The sequence below is a fragment of the Massilia sp. IC2-477 genome, from assembly GCF_020707265.1.
Taxonomy (GTDB): domain Bacteria; phylum Pseudomonadota; class Gammaproteobacteria; order Burkholderiales; family Burkholderiaceae_D; genus Telluria.
Map to the genome: position 1 here is coordinate 12,798 of NZ_JAJFEQ010000021.1, position 17,883 is coordinate 30,680.

Below are 17,883 nucleotides of genomic sequence, written 5' to 3' on the forward strand. Positions count from 1 at the left end.
ATTCCAGTTCTTCGATCGTTCATGCTTGCGCATGACCGCGGACCGGTTTTAGTGGTTAAAGACTGCCCGGACAGACATTGTCCGGGCAGGTACTGCAATTACTTTTCCAGACCAGCCGGCGGCCAGTTCTCGAGCTTCATGCCCAGGGTCAGGCCGCGCGAAGCAAGGACTTCCTTGATTTCGTTGAGCGACTTGCGGCCCAGGTTCGGCGTCTTCAGCAGTTCGTTTTCCGAACGCTGGATCAGGTCGCCGATGTAGTAGATGTTTTCGGCCTTCAGGCAGTTTGCCGAGCGGACGGTCAGTTCCAGGTCGTCCACCGGACGCAGCAGGATCGGATCGACCAGCGGAGCACGCGACGGTGCTTCAGCGGCGGCTTCGGTGCCTTCCAGGGCGGCAAACACGTTCAGCTGGTCCACCAGGACGCGGGCCGACTGGCGGATCGCTTCTTCCGGAGTGATGACGCCGTTGGTTTCGATGTTGATGATCAGCTTGTCCAGGTCGGTACGCTGTTCGACACGGGCCGATTCCACGGCGTAGGACACGCGACGGACCGGCGAGAACGAGGCGTCCAGGATGATGCGGCCGATGGTCTTGTTAGTGTCTTCCGACAGGCGGCGCACGTTACCAGGAACGTAGCCGCGGCCCTTCTCGACCTTGATCTGCATGTCCAGCTTGCCGCCGGCGGTCAGGTGAGCGATCACGTGATCCGGGTTGATCAGTTCCACGTCATGCGGCAGGTCGATGTCCGAAGCCAGGACGGCGCCTTCGCCTTCCTTCTTCAGGGTCAGGGTGACGGAGTCACGGTTGTGGACCTTGAACACGACGCCCTTCAGGTTCAGCAGCAGGTCGACGACGTCTTCCTGCACGCCGTCCAGCGACGAGTACTCGTGCACCACACCGGCGATCGTCACTTCGGTCGGCGCGTAGCCGACCATCGACGACAGCAGCACGCGACGCAGCGCGTTGCCCAGGGTGTGACCATAACCACGTTCGAACGGCTCCATCACGACTTTTGCGTGGCCGGCGCCGAGTGCTTCGACATCGATGATACGTGGCTTCAACAGACTGTTTTGCATGAAATGTCCTTTTCAATACCCTCGGCTCGTTACACCGATAAGGCTGATGGCATTAATAAAAGCGCCTGTTCGGGGAACAGGCGGTGATACGAATCTGGATGAACGACGGAAGATGAGATTCTGATCCTGGTGCGGCGCCGACCTGTGGTCGCTGCAGCCGCACATCGCCGTCGTTCCGGCGTAGGCCGGAACCCAAGTTTTCCGATATGCCGACAAACTTGGGCCCCGGCCTGCGCCGGGGTGACTTTTCGGACGACTGTCGTCGTCCAAAAAGTCAATTAACGCGAGTACAGTTCGACGATCAGCGCTTCGTTGACGTCAGCAGCGATCTCGTTACGTTCCGGGAACGAACGGAAGGTGCCTTCGAACTTCTTGGCGTCGACCGAGACCCAGCTCGGGAAGCCGACTTGCTCGGCCAGCGACAGGGCTTCAGCGATACGCACTTGCTTCTTGGCCTTTTCGCGGACAGCGATCACGTCGCCGGTCTTGACCTGGTACGAAGCGATGTTCACGACGTTGCCGTTGACGGTGAAGGCCTTGTGGCTCACCAGCTGACGCGCTTCAGCGCGGGTCGAGCCGAAGCCCATGCGGTAAGCGACGTTGTCGAGACGGGCTTCCAGCAGCTTCAGCAGGGTTTCGCCGGTGTTGCCCTTCTTGCGCGATGCTTCGGCGAAGTAGCGGCGGAACTGACGCTCGAGGACGCCGTACATGCGCTTGACCTTCTGCTTTTCACGCAGCTGGTTGCCGTAGTCCGAGGTGCGGGCACCCGACTTGACGCCGTGCTGGCCTGGCTTGATGTCCAGTTTGCACTTCGAATCGAGCGAGCGGCGTGCGCTCTTCAGGAACAGGTCAGTGCCTTCACGGCGCGACAGTTTTGCTTTTGGTCCGATATAACGTGCCACGTTGAATACCTTTATAAATTAATCACGCCCCAGAGGCATCGCAAGCGATGCGGCAGGCGCTAGTCCACTTCTACTTGAGAGCGGACGTGGCTTGAAAAAACGCCCACCGTACGAACGGCGGACGACAAGAGCCGGGCAGTATAACCCATTTTGGGCCTACTGCGCCGGTCAATCTGGTAAAACACAACGGGGCGCAAGGCCCCGTCGTTGGCTTTTCGCGACGCAGAGGAGGGTTTGCACCCGCCCCCACTGCCGGAACGCTGTCGTATTAGATACGACGACGCTTCGGCGGACGGCAGCCGTTGTGCGGAACCGGGGTGACGTCCTGGATCTCAGTGATCTTGATGCCCAGGTTGTTCAGTGCACGCACAGCCGATTCACGGCCCGGGCCTGGGCCCTTGATGCGCACTTCCAGGTTCTTCACGCCCGATTCCTGAGCGACCTTGCCAGCGGCTTCGGCAGCAACCTGCGCTGCGAACGGGGTCGATTTGCGCGAGCCTTTGAAGCCGGCGCCGCCCGAGGTTGCCCACGACAGAGCGTTGCCCTGACGGTCGGTGATCGTGATGATGGTGTTGTTGAAGGACGCGTGGACGTGAGCGATGCCCTCGGCGACGTTCTTCTTGACTTTCTTGCGCACGCGGGCTGCTGCTGCGCTGCTCTGTTGCTTGGCCATGGTCGGTTCCTAGATTATTTCTTGAGCGATTGAGCTGCCTTGCGCGGGCCCTTGCGGGTACGAGCATTGGTGCGGGTACGCTGACCGCGCACTGGCAGGCCCTTGCGGTGACGCATGCCGCGGTAGCAGCCCAGGTCCATCAGACGCTTGATGTTCATGGACAGTTCGCGGCGCAGGTCGCCTTCCACGACAAACTTCGCAACTTCGTCGCGCAGCTTCTCGAGTTCGTTATCGTCCAGGTCCTTGACCTTTTTGTTGGTCGCGATACCGGTTGCGTCGCAGATCTTCTGCGAACGCGGACGGCCAATACCGTAGATCGCCGTCAGGCCGATAACAGTGTGCTGATGATTTGGGATGTTAACCCCTGCAATACGTGCCATTCGTTATTCCTCGAAATTAACCTTGACGCTGCTTGTGACGCGGCTCGACGCAGATCACACGGACCACGCCCTTGCGCTTGATGATCTTGCAGTTGCGGCAGATCCGCTTGACTGAAGCGTTAACTTTCATTTTGCACTCTCTTCGGTTCGTTTACTTGATGATTTTTTACTTGGTGCGGAACACAATGCGGGCCCGGGACAGGTCGTACGGGGTCAGTTCCACCGTTACCTTGTCACCCGGGAGAATGCGGATGTAATTCATCCGCATTTTACCCGAGATATGTCCCAGAACCACGTGCCCGTTTTCCAGCTTCACGCGAAATGTTGCGTTTGGAAGATTCTCCAGAATCTCCCCTTGCATTTGGATGACGTCGTCTTTTGCCATTCGGTCTATGCCTTCCCCGCTTAACGCGACGGAATACCGCCCTTGAAGTTTGCCTTGCGCAGCAGCGACTCATATTGCTGCGACATGACGTAGTTCTGCACTTGTGCCATGAAGTCCATCGTTACCACCACAACGATGAGGAGCGACGTGCCACCGAAGTAGAAAGGAACTTTCCACTGCGAGGTCATGAACTCCGGCACCAGGCACACCAGGGTGATGTAGACCGCACCGGCCAGGGTCAGGCGCATCAGGATCTTGTCGATGTAGCGTGCAGTCTGCTCGCCCGGACGGATGCCCGGAACAAACGCGCCGCTCTTCTTCAAGTTGTCCGCCGTTTCCTTGCTGTTAAATACCAGCGCCGTGTAGAAGAAGCAGAAGAACACAATCGCCACCGCATACAGCAACGCGTGGATCGGCTCGCCTGGTGCCATCGACGCGGCCAGGTCCTTCAGGAACCCGATGATCGGGCTCGTGCTGTCCTTGCCACGGGTGAACCAGTCGACGATCGTCGCTGGGAACAGGATGATCGACGAGGCGAAGATCGGCGGGATCACGCCGGCCATGTTCAGCTTCAAGGGCAGGTGGCTGGTTTGGCCACCGTAGATCTTGTTGCCGACCTGGCGTTTAGCGTAATTGACCAGGATCTTGCGCTGTCCACGTTCCACGAACACGACGGCATACGTCACCGCCGCCACCAGGATCACGATGAGGATCGCGGAGATGCTGCCGATCGAACCGTTCGATACCAGGGTGAACAGGCCACCCATGGCCGACGGCAGACCTGCTGCGATACCGGCAAAAATGATGATCGAAATACCGTTGCCAAGACCACGCTCGGTGATCTGCTCGCCCAGCCACATGAGGAACATGGTGCCGGTCAGCAGCGTCGTCACCGTGACGAAGCGGAAGCCCATGCCCGGATCGAGCACGAGGCCTGGCTGCGCTTCGAGCGCGACCGAGATGCCGAACGCCTGGAACAGAGCCAGCGCAACCGTGAAGTAACGGGTGTACTGGGTGATCTTGCGGCGGCCGGCTTCGCCCTCTTTCTTCAGCGCCTCGAGTTGCGGCGAGACGATCGATGCAAGCTGCATGATGATCGAAGCCGAAATGTAAGGCATGATGCCGAGGGCGAACACGGTAAAGCGGGACAGGGCGCCACCCGAGAACATGTTGAACATGCCCAGGATGCCGCCTTCGTTCTGCTTGAACAGCGCTGCCAGCTGCACCGGGTCAATCCCGGGGACCGGGATGTGAGCACCGATGCGGTACACGACCAATGCGCCAAGCAAAAACCACAACCGGCCCCAGGGGAAACCGGATGCAGCGCTTTTACCAAGTTGTGAATTAGTCGCCAATTTTTGCTCCGATCAGGCAGGGTCGCAATTAAGCGACCGAACCGCCAGCTGCTTCGATCGCGGCGCGTGCGCCGGCAGTTGCCTTCAGGCCCTTGAGGGTCACCGCTTTGGTGATCTCGCCCGACAGGATGACGCGCACGTCGCGTGCCACCACCGGCAGGATGCCTGCTGCTTTGAGCACCAGGATGTCGATTTCGCCGACAGCCAGGTTGTTCAGGTCCGACAGGCGCACTTCAGCTTTGAAGGTCGCGTTCAGCGACTTGAAGCCACGCTTCGGCAGACGACGCTGCAGAGGCATCTGACCGCCTTCGAAGCCGACTTTGTGGAAGCCGCCCGAACGCGATTTCTGACCCTTGTGACCGCGGCCGGCAGTCTTGCCCAGGCCCGAGCCGATACCGCGGCCAACGCGACGCTTCGCGTGCTTGGCGCCGTCAGCTGGTTGAATGGTATTGAGTTCCATTGATTTCTCCGTACGTAAGCCGCGGCTTACGAAACAACTTTAACGAGGTACGCGACTTTGTTGATCATGCCACGCACGGACGGGGTGTCCTGCAGCTCGGAGACCGAGTTGACACGACGCAGACCCAGGCCGCGGACGGTAGCACGGTGATCCTGACGGGTACCGATCAGGCCCTTGACGAGCTTGACTTTGACAGTGTTTGCCATGTTTGTTCCCCTTAACCCAGGATGTCTTCGACCGACTTGCCGCGCTTGGCAGCGATATCGGAAGCAGTGCTCATTTTCGACAGGCCGTCGAGCGTTGCGCGAACCAGGTTGTACGGGTTCGACGAACCGGTCGACTTGGCGACCACGTCGGTCACGCCCATCACCTCGAAGATAGCGCGCATTGCGCCACCAGCGATCACGCCGGTACCCGGCTTGGCCGGCATCATCATGACGCGCGAGGCGCCGTGACGACCGGTCACCATGTGGTGCAGCGTACCGTTCTTGAGGGGCACCTTGATCAGGTTGCGGCGGGCTTCTTCCATCGCTTTTTGCACGCCGACAGGAACTTCCTTCGACTTGCCCTTGCCCATGCCGATGCGGCCATCGCCGTCACCGACAACGGTCAGCGCTGCAAAACCCATGATACGACCACCCTTGACCACTTTGGTCACGCGGTTGATCGCGATCATTTTCTCGCGCATGCCATCATCCGGCTTGTCGCTTGCCATTTTCGCTTGCATTTTTGCCATGACGATTCTTCCTTAGAACTTCAGACCGGCTTCACGCGCGGCTTCTGCCAGCGCCTTCACACGGCCGTGGTAACGGAAACCCGAACGGTCGAATGCGACTTCGGTGATTCCTGCTTTCAGTGCTTTCTCAGCGACGCGCTTGCCGACCAGGGCAGCAGCGGCAGCGTTGCCGCCGGCGCCAGTCTTGCCAGCCAGTTCAGCACGCACTTCAGCTTCCAGCGTCGAGGCCGACACCAGCACCTTAGCGTCCGGGCTGATCAGGTTCGCATAGATGTGCAGGTTGGTGCGGTGAACCGACAGACGGTTCACGCCCAGCTGGGCGATCTTGATGCGGGTTTGACGTCCGCGACGCAGACGCGATTGTTTCTTGTCCATGTCAGCTCCGATTATTTCTTCTTGGTTTCTTTAAGCTTCACCACTTCGTCCGAATAACGGACACCCTTGCCTTTGTAAGGCTCAGGCGAGCGGTAAGCGCGCACTTCAGCGGCAACCTGGCCGACCTTCTGGCGATCGATACCCTTGATCACGATTTCGGTCGGGGTCGGGGTTGCTGCGGTGACGCCTTCCGGCATCGCGTGCAGCACCGGGTGCGAGAAGCCCAGCGACAGGTTCAGGGCGTTGCCCTGCACAGCTGCCTTGTAGCCCACGCCCACCAGGTTCAGCTTCTTCTCGAAGCCCTTGGTGACGCCGGTAACCATGTTGTTGACCAGGGCGCGCAGGGTGCCCGACATGGCGTTCGATTCACGCGAATCGTCCACCACGTCGAAAGTCAGCGTGCCGTTGTTGTTTTCCACTTTGACCATGCCGTTCAGGGCCTGGGTCAGGGTGCCGAGCGGGCCCTTGACGGTGATCGACGACGCGTTGATCGCGACATCGGTACCGGCCGGGACGGCGATTGGCATCTTAGCTACTCGAGACATGTTTACTCCTTAAGCCACGTAGCACAGCACTTCGCCACCGACGCCGGTAGCACGTGCTTTGCGGTCGGTCATCACGCCTTGCGGGGTCGAGACGATTGCCACGCCCAGGCCGTTCATGACGGTCGGGATCTCGTTCTTGCCCTTGTAGACGCGCAGGCCAGGACGGGACACGCGCTCGATGCGCTCGATGACCGGACGGCCGGTGTAATACTTCAGACCGATTTTCAGTTCAGCCTTGCCACCTTCGGTGGTCACGGCGAAATCTTCGATGTAACCCTCGTCCTTCAGGACGTTGGCAATGGCAACCTTGACTTTCGACGACGGCATGTTGACCGTGGTCTTCGAAACAGTTTGTGCGTTGCGAATGCGGGTCAGCATATCGGCGATAGGATCGCTCATACTCATTGCTTATTCTCCTATTACCAGCTGGCTTTGGTCATACCCGGGATTTCGCCTTTCATGGCGAATTCACGGACTTTGGTACGGGCCAGACCGAATTTACGGAAAGTGCCACGTGGGCGGCCGGTCATGGCGCAGCGGTTACGCTGGCGGGTCGGGGCCGAGTTACGCGGCAGTGCCTGGAGTTTCAGGCGCGCTTCGTAACGCTCTTCTTCCGACTTCGACTGGTCGTTGATGATCGCTTTCAGAGCGGCACGCTTTGCGGCGAATTTCTCCACCAGGTCTGCACGCTTCTGTTCGCGGTTAATCAGTGCAAGTTTTGCCATGCTCTTAGTTCCTGAACGGGAATTTGAAGGCGGCGAGCAGCGCTTTGGCTTCTTCGTCGGTCTTAGCGGTGGTGGTGATCGAGATGTTCATGCCACGCAGCGCATCGATCTTGTCGTAGTCGATTTCAGGGAAGATGATCTGTTCCTTGACACCGATGTTGTAGTTGCCACGACCGTCGAACGATTTGCCATTCACACCGCGGAAGTCACGCACGCGCGGCAGGGCCACGGTGATGAAGCGGTCCAGGAATTCGTACATGCGGTTGCCACGCAGGGTAACCATGGTACCGATCGGGTAGCCTTCGCGGATCTTGAAACCTGCGATTGCCTTGCGCGCCTTGGTGACGACCGGCTTCTGGCCGGCGATCTTGGTCAGGTCGCCAGTAGCGTGCTCGATGATCTTCTTGTCAGCGACTGCTTCCGACAGACCCATGTTCAGGGTGATCTTGGTCAGGCGCGGGACTTCCATGATCGACTTGTAACCGAATTTCTCGGTCAGCTCGGCGACGACTTTGTCTTTGTAAATTTGTTGGAGACGGGCCATTTATCTTACCCCTTCACTACTTCGCCGTTCGACTTGAAGACGCGGACTTTCTTGCCGTCCTGGTCTTTGAAGCCAACGCGATCTGCCTTGCCGGTCGCAGCGTTGAACAGCGCGACGTTCGACACGTGAATCGGCATAGTCTTGTCGACGATACCACCAGTAACACCGGTCATCGGGTTTGGCTTGGTCGCTTTCTTAGCGACGTTGACGCCTTCAACGATGACGTGCTCAGCGTCTACACGCTTCTGAACGACGCCACGCTTGCCCTTGTCCTTACCGGCCAAGACGATGACTTCGTCGTTTTTACGAATCTTATCCATGTCGACTCCTTACAGAACTTCAGGTGCCAGCGACACGATCTTCATGAACTTCTCGGTACGCAGTTCGCGCGTGACCGGTCCGAAGATACGGGTGCCGATCGGCTCCAGCTTGGCGTTCAGAAGGACAGCGGCATTGCCGTCGAACTTGACCAGGGAACCGTCCTGGCGGCGCACACCTTTAGCGGTACGCACAACCACGGCGTTGTAAATTTCGCCCTTCTTGACGCGACCACGCGGCGCAGCCACCTTGACGGTGACCTTGATGATGTCGCCAATGCTCGCATAACGGCGCTTCGAGCCGCCCAACACTTTGATGCACAGAACTTCCTTGGCACCGGTGTTGTCGGCTACTTCGAGCCGGCTTTCGGTTTGAATCATGATATTTTCTTTCCCAACTTAAGCCGTAGAAAACCCCACGGAAACCGTGGGCCTGCGGTCAGTCTTGGTCCCGCCATGACGCCCCTGCTGGAGCCCCATGTTTGGGTGATGGACTTTCCATTCGTTACAGGCCGCAGAACCGCGGAGGCAAACTGCGGCAACACATGAACGAAGCCCGCTAGTATCACAGATACCAGCGGGCCACGCAAGACAAATTTTTAGGCTTTAGATGACCTGTGCTTGCTGCACAACACGGGTCACGGTCCATGCCTTCGTCTTCGAGATCGGGCGACCTTCCGTGATCTCGACCGTGTCGCCGGCCTTGACCTGGTTGGTTTCGTCGTGCGCATGATACTTGTTCGAACGCACGATGATCTTGCCGTACAGCGGGTGCTTCACGTGACGCTCGATCAGGACGGTCACCGTCTTGTCCATCTTGTCGGACACGACCTTGCCGACCAGCGTACGCTTCAGCGCCGTTTTAGTGGTGTCGTTCATTTGGCTTCCTTCGAGTTCATCACAGTCTTCACACGCGCGATGTCGCGACGTACCTTCTTGAGCTGCGCGGTGTTGCCCAGCTGCTGGGTAGCGATTTGCATGCGCAGGCCGAACTGGGCCTTCAGCAGCTCACTCAGCTCCTTTTGCAGCGCTTCCTGGTCCTTGCCGCGGAGTTCCGATGCTTTCATATTCAACTCCTGTTATTGGCCGACTTGACGGACCACGAAGGTGGTCGCCAGCGGCAGTTTGGCAGCGGCCAGGCGGAACGCTTCGCGCGCCAGTTCTTCTGCGACGCCATCCATCTCGTACAGGACTTTGCCTGGCTGGATTTCAGCGACGTAGTACTCCGGGTTACCCTTACCGTTACCCATACGGACTTCGGCCGGCTTGTTCGAAATCGGCTTGTCCGGGAAGATACGGATCCAGATACGGCCGCCACGCTTGATGTGACGGGTCATGGCGCGACGCGCCGCTTCGATCTGGCGTGCGGTGATACGGCCGCGGGCAACTGCCTTCAGGCCGAACTCGCCGAACGAGACCGCGGTGCCGCGGGTGTGCGAAATGCCGGTGTTACGGCCTTTCTGCTCTTTACGATACTTCCTGCGCGATGGTTGCAGCATGCTTATTCTCCTGCTTTCTCAGCTGGCGCAGCGGCGGCCGAGGCGGCAGGCTTCACAGCCGGACGTGCACGGACGGTAGGTGCTGCATTGCCAGGACGGCCGGCGCCGGCCGGGCGTGGGCCGCGCGACGGCTTGCCGTCGTCGCGACGCGGGCCGCGTGGCTTCTTCTCATCCGGCGGGGTGTCGATGACTGGTGCTTCGCCGGTGACCGAACGGTCGCCCTTGTAGACCCAGACCTTGACGCCGATGATGCCGTAGGTGGTCGATGCTTCGCTGGTGCCGTAGTCGATATCGGCGCGCAGGGTGTGCAGAGGCACACGGCCTTCGCGGTACCATTCGGTACGTGCGATTTCGATGCCGTTCAGGCGGCCCGACGACATGATCTTGATGCCGACAGCGCCCAGGCGCATGGCGTTCTGCATCGCGCGCTTCATGGCGCGACGGAACATGATGCGCTTTTCGAGCTGCTGCGAGATCGAGTCGGCGATCAGCTGCGAATCGATTTCCGGCTTGCGGATCTCTTCGATATTGACGTGCACAGGCACGCCCATGATCTTCGCCAGCGAAGTCTTCAGGACTTCGATGTCTTCGCCTTTCTTGCCGATCACGACGCCCGGACGCGACGAGTAGATCGTGAAGCGTGCGTTCTTGGCAGGACGCTCGATGACGATGCGGCCGACCGAAGCGTTCTTCAGCTTCTTCTTCAGGAAAGCGCGTGCTTCCAGGTCTTCCTTCAGCATGTCGGCGAAGTTGCCGTTGCCAGCGTACCAGCGCGACGCCCAGTTACGGGTGACCGCCAGGCGGAAGCCGGTTGGGTGGATTTTCTGACCCATCGTGTGACCCCTTAGTTACCGACAGTCACGTAGATGTGACAGGATTGTTTCGAAATACGATCGCCGCGGCCCTTCGCACGTGCGGTGAAGCGCTTCAGGATCGGGCCCTTTTCAACGTAGATCTGCACAACCTTCAGCTCGTCGATATCGGCGCCATCGTTGTGTTCCGCGTTGGCGATTGCCGACTCGAGAACCTTCTTGATGATGGTCGCGCCCTTCTTCGGGCTGAACTGCAGAATGTTGAGTGCTGCGTCAACTTTCTTGCCGCGGATCAGGTCAGCAACGAGGCGACCCTTCTGTTCCGACAGGCGAACGCCTTTGAGGATTGCTTTAGTTTCCATTATCGTTTCGCCTTCTTGTCAGCAGCGTGGCCCTTGAACGTACGGGTCAGCGCGAATTCGCCGAGCTTGTGGCCGACCATGTTCTCCGACACATACACCGGCACGTGGACCTTGCCGTTGTGCACGGCGATGGTCAGACCGATGAAGTCAGGAGAGATCGTCGAGCGGCGCGACCAGGTTTTGACTGGCTTCTTGTCTTTGCTCGCTTGCGCGGCTTCGACTTTTTTCACCAGGTGGGCGTCAATGAACGGCCCTTTTTTCAATGAACGAGTCATGTTTTATCCCTTATTTCTTGCCGCGGCGCGAGACGATCATCGACGAAGTGCGCTTGTTCGAACGCGTCTTCTTGCCCTTGGTCTGCTGGCCCCATGGCGACACCGGATGGCGACCTGCTGCCGTACGGCCTTCACCACCACCGTGCGGGTGGTCGATCGGGTTCATGACGACACCGCGGACGGTCGGACGCACACCGCGCCAACGCATCGCACCGGCTTTACCGATCTTGCGCAGGCTGTGTTCGGCATTGCCGACTTCACCCACGGTTGCACGGCACTCGATGTGCACGCGGCGGACTTCACCCGAGCGCAGGCGAACCTGGGCGTAGGTGCCTTCGCGGGCCATCAGGACGACAGCGGCGCCGGCGGTGCGGGCCATCTGTGCGCCTTTGCCAGGCAGCATTTCGACGCAGTGCATCACGGTACCAACCGGGATGTTGCGGATCGGCAGGCAGTTACCGGCCTTGATCGGTGCTTCCGAACCGTTCATCAGGGTATCGCCGACAGCGACGCCCTTCGGAGCGATGATGTACGCACGGGCGCCGTCCGCGTAGCACAGCAGTGCGATGTGCGCGGTACGGTTCGGGTCGTATTCGATACGCTCGACCTTGGCAGGGATACCATCCTTCTGGCGCTTGAAGTCGACCAGACGATAGTGCTGCTTGTGGCCACCGCCGATGTGGCGGGTGGTGATGTGACCGTTGTTGTTACGGCCAGCAGTCTTCGATTTCTTCTCAACCAGGGCTGCGAGCGGACGGCCTTTGTACAGGCCTTCGGTCACAACTTTCACCATGCCGCGACGGCCTGGGGAGGTTGGCTTCATCTTAACGAGTGCCATTATTTAGCCTCCTCGACAAAATTGATTTCCTGACCCGGCTTGAGGGCCACGAAAGCGCGCTTGGTGTGGTTGCGGCGACCGGTGAAACGGCCCGAACGCTTGACCTTGCCTTCGCGGTTGACGGTTTGCACCGATTCCACTTCGACCTTGAACAGCAGTTCGACGGCAGCCTTGATTTCCGGCTTGGTTGCATCCGGCAGAACCTTGAACACGATCTGTTCGTTCTTTTCAGCGACGAAGGTCGCCTTTTCGGAAATCACCGGAGCCAGCAGCACCTTCATCAGGCGCTCTTCGCTGAATTTGATAGCGGTGCTCATGCGTACATCTCCTCGATCTTGGCCAGAGCAGCTTTGGTGACCAGGACTTTCTTGTAGAACACCAGCGACATCGGGTCAGCTGCTTTCGGCTCGACGACGAGCACGTGCGGCAGGTTACGCGACGCCAGTTCCAGGTTTTCATCGATGGTGTCGGTGATCACCAGGACCGATTCCAGGCCCATGCCCTGCAGCTTTTGCGACAGCAGCTTGGTCTTCGGAGCTTCGATCGACAGGTTTTCGACAACGTTCAGACGGCCTTCGCGGGCCAGCTGCGAGAAGATCGAGCAGATACCTGCGCGGAACATCTTCTTGTTGACCTTGTGCGAGAAGTTCTCGTCCGGGGTGTTCGGGAAGATACGACCACCGCCGCGCCACAGAGGCGACGACGACATACCAGCACGAGCGCGGCCGGTGCCTTTCTGGCGCCATGGCTTCTTGGTGGTGTGGCTGACTTCTTCACGGTCTTTCTGCTTGCGGTTACCGCTGCGCGCGTTGGCGGCATAGGCGACCACGACCTGGTGGATCAGGGCTTCGTTGTATTCGCGGCCGAACACGGTGTCGGCAGCTGCAACGCCGGCGCCAGCTTGACCTTGCTCATTCAGGAGCTGGAGTTCCATACTTAGGCTCCTTTCTTGGCTTTGGTTTTGACAGCCGGCTTGACGATCACCTGGCCGTTCTTGGCGCCAGGAACGGCACCTTTCACGAGCAGCAGTTGACGGTCAGCGTCGATGCGGGCGATTTCCAGGTTCTGGGTGGTGACGGTAACGTCGCCCATGTGACCGGTCATGCGCTTGCCTGGGAACACGCGGCCCGGATCCTGCGCCATACCGATGGAGCCAGGAACATTGTGCGAACGCGAGTTACCGTGGGTCTGACGACCCGAGGCGAAGTTGTGACGCTTGATGGTACCGGCGTAGCCCTTACCGATCGAGGTGCCTTGCACGTCGATCTTCTGGCCCACTTCGAACATCGAAGCATTGATGGTGTCGCCGGCTTTGAGTTCAGCGGCTTTTGCGGAATCGATGATGAATTCGCGCAGCATCGTGCCAGCTTCCACGCCAGCTTTGGCGTAGTGACCAGCAGCAGCCTTGTTCACGCGGGAAGCGCGACGCTGGCCGAAGACGACTTGCACAGCAGTGTAGCCGTCAGTTTCAGGGGTTTTGACTTGCGCAACACGGTTGTTGGACACGTCCAGCACGGTGACAGGGATCGAATCGCCGTCATCCGTGAAGATACGCATCATGCCAACCTTGCGACCGAGGAGGCCCAGGCTCATTTTTTCTCCATTCCCACCTACGATTGGGCGGGGCTAATTAGTACTACTAAAAAAGCATGGGCTAAAAAAGACGTGCCCATACCGAAGCCGGCTAGTATAGCGCGCAAACGGCGACGGCGCAACAGGATAAATCGGGGTTGAAACCGGCCTGTTGCGTTTTCCGCAGTGTCATGGAGAGAGCGAGGAATCCGACCTGGCTGGTCGGCACAGAAAAGCTGCACCTCTGCATCTTTTCTCTGCAAGCTTAGGGAGCTTGCGATCTGGAAGTCTGGTGGGCGGTGCAGGATTCGAACCTGCGACCCCTTGGATGTCGACCAAGTATTCTAACCAGCTGAACTAACCGCCCGGGGAGCCGCATTATACGTGTGGGTCTGTGGATTTTGCAATAGCTGTGTTGTGCAATCGTGCAATGTCGTGTTCGGCAGGAATCGGCAGCGCCGGCGCGGGGGCCGTCGACTGCCGCGCCACCAGCCGGCCCGCCAGGCGTTCATGTCGGCGCGCACCGCCCTCGCCGCGCACGCGCGCGATCAGGAGCGCGGTCAGGCGGCGTCCCATTGCATAGGTCGGCTGCGCCACCGAACTCAGGCGCGGAGTGGTGTAGGCCGCCATCCCCAGGTCGTCTCCGCCGAGCACCGACAAGTCCTGCGGTACGGCGACGCCCGCTTCCCTGGCAGCGCACAGGCCGCCCAGCGCCATCAGGTCGTTGCAGGCGAAGATCGCGGTCGGCGGCACGCCAAGGGCCAGCAGGCCGCGCACCGCGTCGTGCCCGCCTGCGCAATCCGGTGCGCCATGCACCAGGTAATGCGGCGCCAGCCCGATGCCCGCCTCGTCCAGGGCGCGGCGCAGGCCGGCGATACGCTCCAGGCTGTGCGGCTCGGCGCGCGGGCCGGCGACGCAGGCGATGCGGCGGTGTCCCAGTTCGATCAGGTGGCGCGCGGCGGCATGGCCGGTCGCCTCGTGGTCGAGGCCGATAAAGTCCGCCTCCACCGACGGCACCTCGTGGTCGGCCAGCACGATCGGTAAGCGCTGGCTTGCCAGCAGCGGCGCCAGTTCGTCGCGGCCGGCGCCCGCCACCAGGATCAGGCCGTCGATGCGCTTCTCGATCAGGCTGCGCAGGTGGGCCGCCTGGCGGCGCGCATCCTGGTAGCCGTTGCACAGCATGATGGTATAGCCGACCTCGAAGGCCGCATCCTCGATGCCGCGCAGCAGTTCGGCCAGGCAGGGATCGGTGTTGTCGGGAATGGAGACGCCGATGGTATGGCTCTTGTCGTTCTTGAGGCTGCGCGCCATCGCGTTCGGGATATAGCCCATCTCGTCGATGGTCGCCAGCACCCGCACCCGCACGTCTTCGCTCACCGCCCGTGTCGCGTTGATCACGTGCGAGACGGTCGAGGTCGATACGCCGGCCCGTTCCGCCACCTGCTTCATTGTTGCCATTCAGCCTCCTTCGGTCCGCAATTATGACCGGAATGTTACGAAGCGGGCAATGCTGTATGGACATCGCACGAGAGAGGGAATGTGAAATGAAGCGTGTACAATCGGATAATTAACGCTGACACCCACCCCAGGAAAGGAGTTCGTATGGCAATCAGTCTGCAGAAAGGCGGTAACGTCAACCTGAGCAAGGAAGCCCCGGGTCTGACCAAGGTGATCATCGGGCTGGGCTGGGACCCGCGCGCCACCGACGGCGCTGCGTTCGACCTCGACGGCAGCGCTTTCCTGCTCAAGGCCGACACCAAGGTCCGCGCCGACACCGACTTCATCTTCTACAACAATCTCAAGTCCAGCGACGGCTCGGTGGTCCACGCCGGCGACAACACCACAGGCATGGGCGCCGGCGACGACGAGAAGATCGCGGTCGACCTGTCGCGCGTGCCGGCCGACATCGAGAAGATCTCCTTCTGCGTCACCATCCACGAAGCCGACGCGCGCGGCCAGAACTTCGGCCAGGTCGGCAAGGCCTACATCCGCTGCCTGAACGCCAGCGGCGAGGCCGAGATCGCGCGCTACGACCTGTCCGAGGACAGCTCGACCGAGACGGCCATGATCTTCGGCGAACTGTACCGTCACAGCGGCGAATGGAAGTTCCGCGCCGTCGGCCAGGGCTTCAAGGGCGGCCTCGGTCCGCTCGCGCGTTCGTTCGGCGTCAACGTATAAACAAGCGCGCTTCATAAAAGCGCCATCCGGCGCGCCCGCCACCGGGCGCGCCTGTCCTCTGCCTGGGAAGAATGCATGCGTGTCTGGTTCAACAGGACGTTTTCGTCCGTCTACACCGCCATCGGGCTGATCCGCGAGGCCGACAGCAGCCAGCGTTTCACCATCATCCACAGCAACGCCAACCGCCATACCCCGGCAGCGCGCCTGGCCCACGAGTTCCACGGCGAGCCGACCGGACTCGAAGCAGCCGCCTACGTCGACTGGTGCGTCGGCTTCTGCCGCGAGCACGGCATCGACATCTTCGTGCCCGGCCGCGAAGCCACCGTGCTGGCCGGCCAGCATGCGCGCTTCGAGACGGTCGGCACGCGCGTGCTGAGCGCGGCCTCCCCTGCGAAGCTGCAGCTTATCCACGACAAGGCCGGCTTCTATGCCGAAACCGATTTGCCGCAGGCCCCGGTGGCCGAGTTCCGCCGCTTTGGCAACATCGAGGAGTTCGACGCCGCCTGGGCCGAACTGCGCCCGCGCCACGCGAAGCTGTGCATCAAGCCTTCGCGCGGCATCTACGGCATCGGCTTTGCCGTGGTCGACGAGGAGCGCAGCAGCGCCGCCCTGCTGCTGGCCGGCGTCGAGTACCACATCGGCTACCAGGACCTGCGCCGCGGCCTGGCCGAACTTGGCGAATTCCGCACCATGCTCCTGATGGAATACCTGGAGGGCCACGAATACAGCGTCGATTGCGTGGGCGACCGCGGCCGCCTGGTGGCCGCCGTGGCGCGACGCAAGCTGCCCCAGGCCGGCAGCGGCCAGCTGATCGACATGCGGCCCGAGATCGTCGAGGCGACCACGAAGCTGGCCGCCGACCATGGCCTGAACGGCGTGTTCAACGTGCAGTTCCGCGAAGCCGGCGGCAAGCCGCGCCTGCTGGAAATCAACCCGCGCATGTCGGGCGGCATCGCGATGGCCTGCGCGGCCGGTCCGAACCTGCCGTGGATCGCACTGAAGGGGTTTGCGGACGGCTTCGACACGGTCGAAGTCGCGCCTGTGCGCAACGGCATGCGCGTGGCCGAGGTGTCCGAAGCCGTGGAGCTGGCATGAACGCCACATCCGACCTGGATCTGCTGGCGCGCCGCAGCGTGGCGCTGCCGACCGGGACGCTCGAGCTCACGCTTAGCGAGGGCGCCGAGGAAGCGGACGACCTGCTCGGCTTTGCCGCACGCGCCAATGCCAAGCGCGGCTTCCTGTTCCTGAGCAAGGTGCTGGGCAAGCACTGGCCGGTGCGGCCTTCGACCATGATCGGGATCCACGAGCGCCTCGCTGCGACCGTTCCCTCGCCCGACGGACCGGTCGTCTTCATCGCCATGGCGGAAACCGCGATCGGCCTGGGCCAGGGCGTGTTCGAAGCCTGGCTGCGCGCCAATCCCGGCCGCGAGGCGCTGTTCATCCACACCACGCGCTACCGCGTCGGCGCCGGGCCGCTGATCGAATTCGAGGAAGCACATAGCCACGCGCCGCGCCAGTTCCTGCACCTGCCGCAAGACCCGCCCCTGCATGCCCTGCTGCTGGCGGCGCGCACGCTGGTGCTGGTGGACGACGAGGCCAGCACCGGCAACACCTTCCTCAACCTGACCGATGCCTGCCGCCGCCTCAACCCGGGCATCGAACGCGTGCATCTGGCGACCATCACCAACTTCATGGGAGCGCAGGCGACCGCCGGGCTGTCTGCGCGTTTTGGGCTGCCGGTGACCATGGGCGCGCTGGTCAGCGGCGAATACCGCTTCACGCCGGGCGACTACGTGGCCCCAAGCAGCCCGGCCCAGCGCTTCGACCCGGATGCGGACCGTGGCGCCAGCGCGCGCTTCGGCCGCCTGGGGCTG

The 17,883-nt window shown here is 60.9% G+C and carries 31 protein-coding genes and 1 tRNA gene; 3 read left to right on the forward strand and 29 right to left on the reverse strand.

What is annotated here, in order from left to right; translation table 11 throughout:
- Positions 1 to 98: 98 nt before the first annotated feature.
- The 29 genes from LK542_RS24280 to LK542_RS24420 form a co-directional block, all read right to left on the reverse strand.
- Complete coding sequence (locus LK542_RS24280; protein ID WP_005663401.1) at positions 99 to 1,076, reverse strand: DNA-directed RNA polymerase subunit alpha; 978 nt, start codon at positions 1,074 to 1,076, stop codon at positions 99 to 101.
- A gap of 278 nt (positions 1,077 to 1,354) precedes the next feature.
- A complete protein-coding gene (rpsD, locus tag LK542_RS24285; RefSeq protein WP_159698306.1) occupies positions 1,355 to 1,978 on the reverse strand; it encodes a 30S ribosomal protein S4 in 624 nt (207 codons plus the stop codon).
- Between the two features lie 268 nt (positions 1,979 to 2,246).
- Complete coding sequence (gene rpsK / locus LK542_RS24290; protein WP_005663404.1) at positions 2,247 to 2,651, reverse strand: 30S ribosomal protein S11; 405 nt, start codon at positions 2,649 to 2,651, stop codon at positions 2,247 to 2,249.
- 14 nt (positions 2,652 to 2,665) lie between these two features.
- Complete coding sequence (rpsM, locus tag LK542_RS24295; RefSeq protein WP_036208931.1) at positions 2,666 to 3,031, reverse strand: 30S ribosomal protein S13; 366 nt, start codon at positions 3,029 to 3,031, stop codon at positions 2,666 to 2,668.
- Positions 3,032 to 3,047: 16 nt separating this feature from the next.
- Positions 3,048 to 3,161, reverse strand: a complete 114-nt coding sequence (rpmJ, locus tag LK542_RS24300) for a 50S ribosomal protein L36 (RefSeq protein WP_005663407.1) — start codon at positions 3,159 to 3,161, stop codon at positions 3,048 to 3,050.
- 36 nt (positions 3,162 to 3,197) lie between these two features.
- Complete coding sequence (gene infA / locus LK542_RS24305; RefSeq protein WP_005663428.1) at positions 3,198 to 3,416, reverse strand: translation initiation factor IF-1; 219 nt, start codon at positions 3,414 to 3,416, stop codon at positions 3,198 to 3,200.
- A 20-nt stretch (positions 3,417 to 3,436) separates the two neighbouring features.
- Complete coding sequence (gene secY, locus LK542_RS24310) at positions 3,437 to 4,771, reverse strand: preprotein translocase subunit SecY (protein WP_227803579.1); 1,335 nt, start codon at positions 4,769 to 4,771, stop codon at positions 3,437 to 3,439.
- Between the two features lie 28 nt (positions 4,772 to 4,799).
- Positions 4,800 to 5,231, reverse strand: coding sequence for a 50S ribosomal protein L15 (rplO, locus tag LK542_RS24315; protein WP_227803578.1), 432 nt, complete (start codon positions 5,229 to 5,231; stop codon positions 4,800 to 4,802).
- A 26-nt stretch (positions 5,232 to 5,257) separates the two neighbouring features.
- Positions 5,258 to 5,437, reverse strand: coding sequence for a 50S ribosomal protein L30 (gene rpmD, locus LK542_RS24320; RefSeq protein WP_036246278.1), 180 nt, complete (start codon positions 5,435 to 5,437; stop codon positions 5,258 to 5,260).
- 11 nt (positions 5,438 to 5,448) lie between these two features.
- Complete coding sequence (gene rpsE, locus LK542_RS24325; protein WP_227803577.1) at positions 5,449 to 5,967, reverse strand: 30S ribosomal protein S5; 519 nt, start codon at positions 5,965 to 5,967, stop codon at positions 5,449 to 5,451.
- A gap of 12 nt (positions 5,968 to 5,979) precedes the next feature.
- The gene (gene rplR / locus LK542_RS24330; protein ID WP_005663438.1) at positions 5,980 to 6,342 is read right to left on the reverse strand and encodes a 50S ribosomal protein L18; all 363 of its coding nucleotides are present in this window, start codon (positions 6,340 to 6,342) and stop codon (positions 5,980 to 5,982) included.
- An 11-nt stretch (positions 6,343 to 6,353) separates the two neighbouring features.
- Positions 6,354 to 6,887 (reverse strand): 50S ribosomal protein L6, encoded by a 534-nt coding sequence (rplF, locus tag LK542_RS24335; protein WP_227803576.1) that lies wholly within the window; start codon positions 6,885 to 6,887, stop codon positions 6,354 to 6,356.
- Positions 6,888 to 6,896: 9 nt separating this feature from the next.
- On the reverse strand, positions 6,897 to 7,292 hold the full coding sequence (gene rpsH / locus LK542_RS24340) for a 30S ribosomal protein S8 (RefSeq protein ID WP_159698321.1): 396 nt from the start codon (positions 7,290 to 7,292) through the stop codon (positions 6,897 to 6,899).
- Positions 7,293 to 7,306: 14 nt separating this feature from the next.
- The gene (gene rpsN, locus LK542_RS24345) at positions 7,307 to 7,612 is read right to left on the reverse strand and encodes a 30S ribosomal protein S14 (RefSeq protein WP_159698324.1); all 306 of its coding nucleotides are present in this window, start codon (positions 7,610 to 7,612) and stop codon (positions 7,307 to 7,309) included.
- Between the two features lie 4 nt (positions 7,613 to 7,616).
- The gene (gene rplE, locus LK542_RS24350) at positions 7,617 to 8,156 is read right to left on the reverse strand and encodes a 50S ribosomal protein L5 (protein ID WP_224946781.1); all 540 of its coding nucleotides are present in this window, start codon (positions 8,154 to 8,156) and stop codon (positions 7,617 to 7,619) included.
- A 5-nt stretch (positions 8,157 to 8,161) separates the two neighbouring features.
- The gene (gene rplX, locus LK542_RS24355; protein WP_027867252.1) at positions 8,162 to 8,476 is read right to left on the reverse strand and encodes a 50S ribosomal protein L24; all 315 of its coding nucleotides are present in this window, start codon (positions 8,474 to 8,476) and stop codon (positions 8,162 to 8,164) included.
- Positions 8,477 to 8,485: 9 nt separating this feature from the next.
- Positions 8,486 to 8,854, reverse strand: coding sequence for a 50S ribosomal protein L14 (rplN, locus tag LK542_RS24360; RefSeq protein WP_005663451.1), 369 nt, complete (start codon positions 8,852 to 8,854; stop codon positions 8,486 to 8,488).
- A 225-nt stretch (positions 8,855 to 9,079) separates the two neighbouring features.
- Complete coding sequence (gene rpsQ, locus LK542_RS24365; protein WP_036246286.1) at positions 9,080 to 9,352, reverse strand: 30S ribosomal protein S17; 273 nt, start codon at positions 9,350 to 9,352, stop codon at positions 9,080 to 9,082.
- Positions 9,349 to 9,540, reverse strand: coding sequence for a 50S ribosomal protein L29 (gene rpmC / locus LK542_RS24370; protein ID WP_056337591.1), 192 nt, complete (start codon positions 9,538 to 9,540; stop codon positions 9,349 to 9,351). Before rpmC ends, rpsQ begins: the two co-directional genes overlap by 4 nt.
- A gap of 12 nt (positions 9,541 to 9,552) precedes the next feature.
- Complete coding sequence (rplP, locus tag LK542_RS24375; RefSeq protein WP_005663456.1) at positions 9,553 to 9,972, reverse strand: 50S ribosomal protein L16; 420 nt, start codon at positions 9,970 to 9,972, stop codon at positions 9,553 to 9,555.
- A gap of 2 nt (positions 9,973 to 9,974) precedes the next feature.
- A complete protein-coding gene (gene rpsC / locus LK542_RS24380) occupies positions 9,975 to 10,805 on the reverse strand; it encodes a 30S ribosomal protein S3 (RefSeq protein WP_227803575.1) in 831 nt (276 codons plus the stop codon).
- 11 nt (positions 10,806 to 10,816) lie between these two features.
- Positions 10,817 to 11,149 carry a 50S ribosomal protein L22 gene (rplV, locus tag LK542_RS24385; RefSeq protein WP_171085678.1) on the reverse strand — a complete coding sequence of 111 codons (333 nt, stop codon included), beginning with the start codon at positions 11,147 to 11,149 and terminating at the stop codon, positions 10,817 to 10,819.
- On the reverse strand, positions 11,146 to 11,421 hold the full coding sequence (rpsS, locus tag LK542_RS24390; RefSeq protein ID WP_227803574.1) for a 30S ribosomal protein S19: 276 nt from the start codon (positions 11,419 to 11,421) through the stop codon (positions 11,146 to 11,148). Before rpsS ends, rplV begins: the two co-directional genes overlap by 4 nt.
- Positions 11,422 to 11,431: 10 nt before the next feature.
- The gene (gene rplB / locus LK542_RS24395) at positions 11,432 to 12,259 is read right to left on the reverse strand and encodes a 50S ribosomal protein L2 (RefSeq protein WP_224946779.1); all 828 of its coding nucleotides are present in this window, start codon (positions 12,257 to 12,259) and stop codon (positions 11,432 to 11,434) included.
- Positions 12,259 to 12,576, reverse strand: coding sequence for a 50S ribosomal protein L23 (gene rplW / locus LK542_RS24400; RefSeq protein WP_027867259.1), 318 nt, complete (start codon positions 12,574 to 12,576; stop codon positions 12,259 to 12,261). The genes rplB and rplW overlap by 1 nt, the downstream gene beginning before the upstream one ends.
- Positions 12,573 to 13,193, reverse strand: a complete 621-nt coding sequence (rplD, locus tag LK542_RS24405) for a 50S ribosomal protein L4 (protein ID WP_227803573.1) — start codon at positions 13,191 to 13,193, stop codon at positions 12,573 to 12,575. The genes rplW and rplD overlap by 4 nt, the downstream gene beginning before the upstream one ends.
- A gap of 2 nt (positions 13,194 to 13,195) precedes the next feature.
- The gene (rplC, locus tag LK542_RS24410; RefSeq protein ID WP_159698345.1) at positions 13,196 to 13,852 is read right to left on the reverse strand and encodes a 50S ribosomal protein L3; all 657 of its coding nucleotides are present in this window, start codon (positions 13,850 to 13,852) and stop codon (positions 13,196 to 13,198) included.
- A 269-nt stretch (positions 13,853 to 14,121) separates the two neighbouring features.
- Positions 14,122 to 14,198 (reverse strand) — tRNA-Val (locus LK542_RS24415).
- An 11-nt stretch (positions 14,199 to 14,209) separates the two neighbouring features.
- Complete coding sequence (locus tag LK542_RS24420; RefSeq protein ID WP_227813930.1) at positions 14,210 to 15,289, reverse strand: LacI family DNA-binding transcriptional regulator; 1,080 nt, start codon at positions 15,287 to 15,289, stop codon at positions 14,210 to 14,212.
- Between the two features lie 144 nt (positions 15,290 to 15,433).
- On the opposite strand from LK542_RS24420, the gene LK542_RS24425 reads away from it, so the two are divergent.
- From LK542_RS24425 to LK542_RS24435, 3 genes are all read left to right on the forward strand, one after another.
- Positions 15,434 to 16,009 carry a TerD family protein gene (locus tag LK542_RS24425; protein WP_227803571.1) on the forward strand — a complete coding sequence of 192 codons (576 nt, stop codon included), beginning with the start codon at positions 15,434 to 15,436 and terminating at the stop codon, positions 16,007 to 16,009.
- 75 nt (positions 16,010 to 16,084) lie between these two features.
- Positions 16,085 to 17,104, forward strand: a complete 1,020-nt coding sequence (locus LK542_RS24430) for an ATP-grasp domain-containing protein (RefSeq protein ID WP_227813931.1) — start codon at positions 16,085 to 16,087, stop codon at positions 17,102 to 17,104.
- The coding region (locus LK542_RS24435; RefSeq protein ID WP_227813932.1) for a phosphoribosyltransferase domain-containing protein at positions 17,101 to 17,883 on the forward strand (783 nt) is incomplete at its 3' end. The genes LK542_RS24430 and LK542_RS24435, both read left to right, overlap by 4 nt.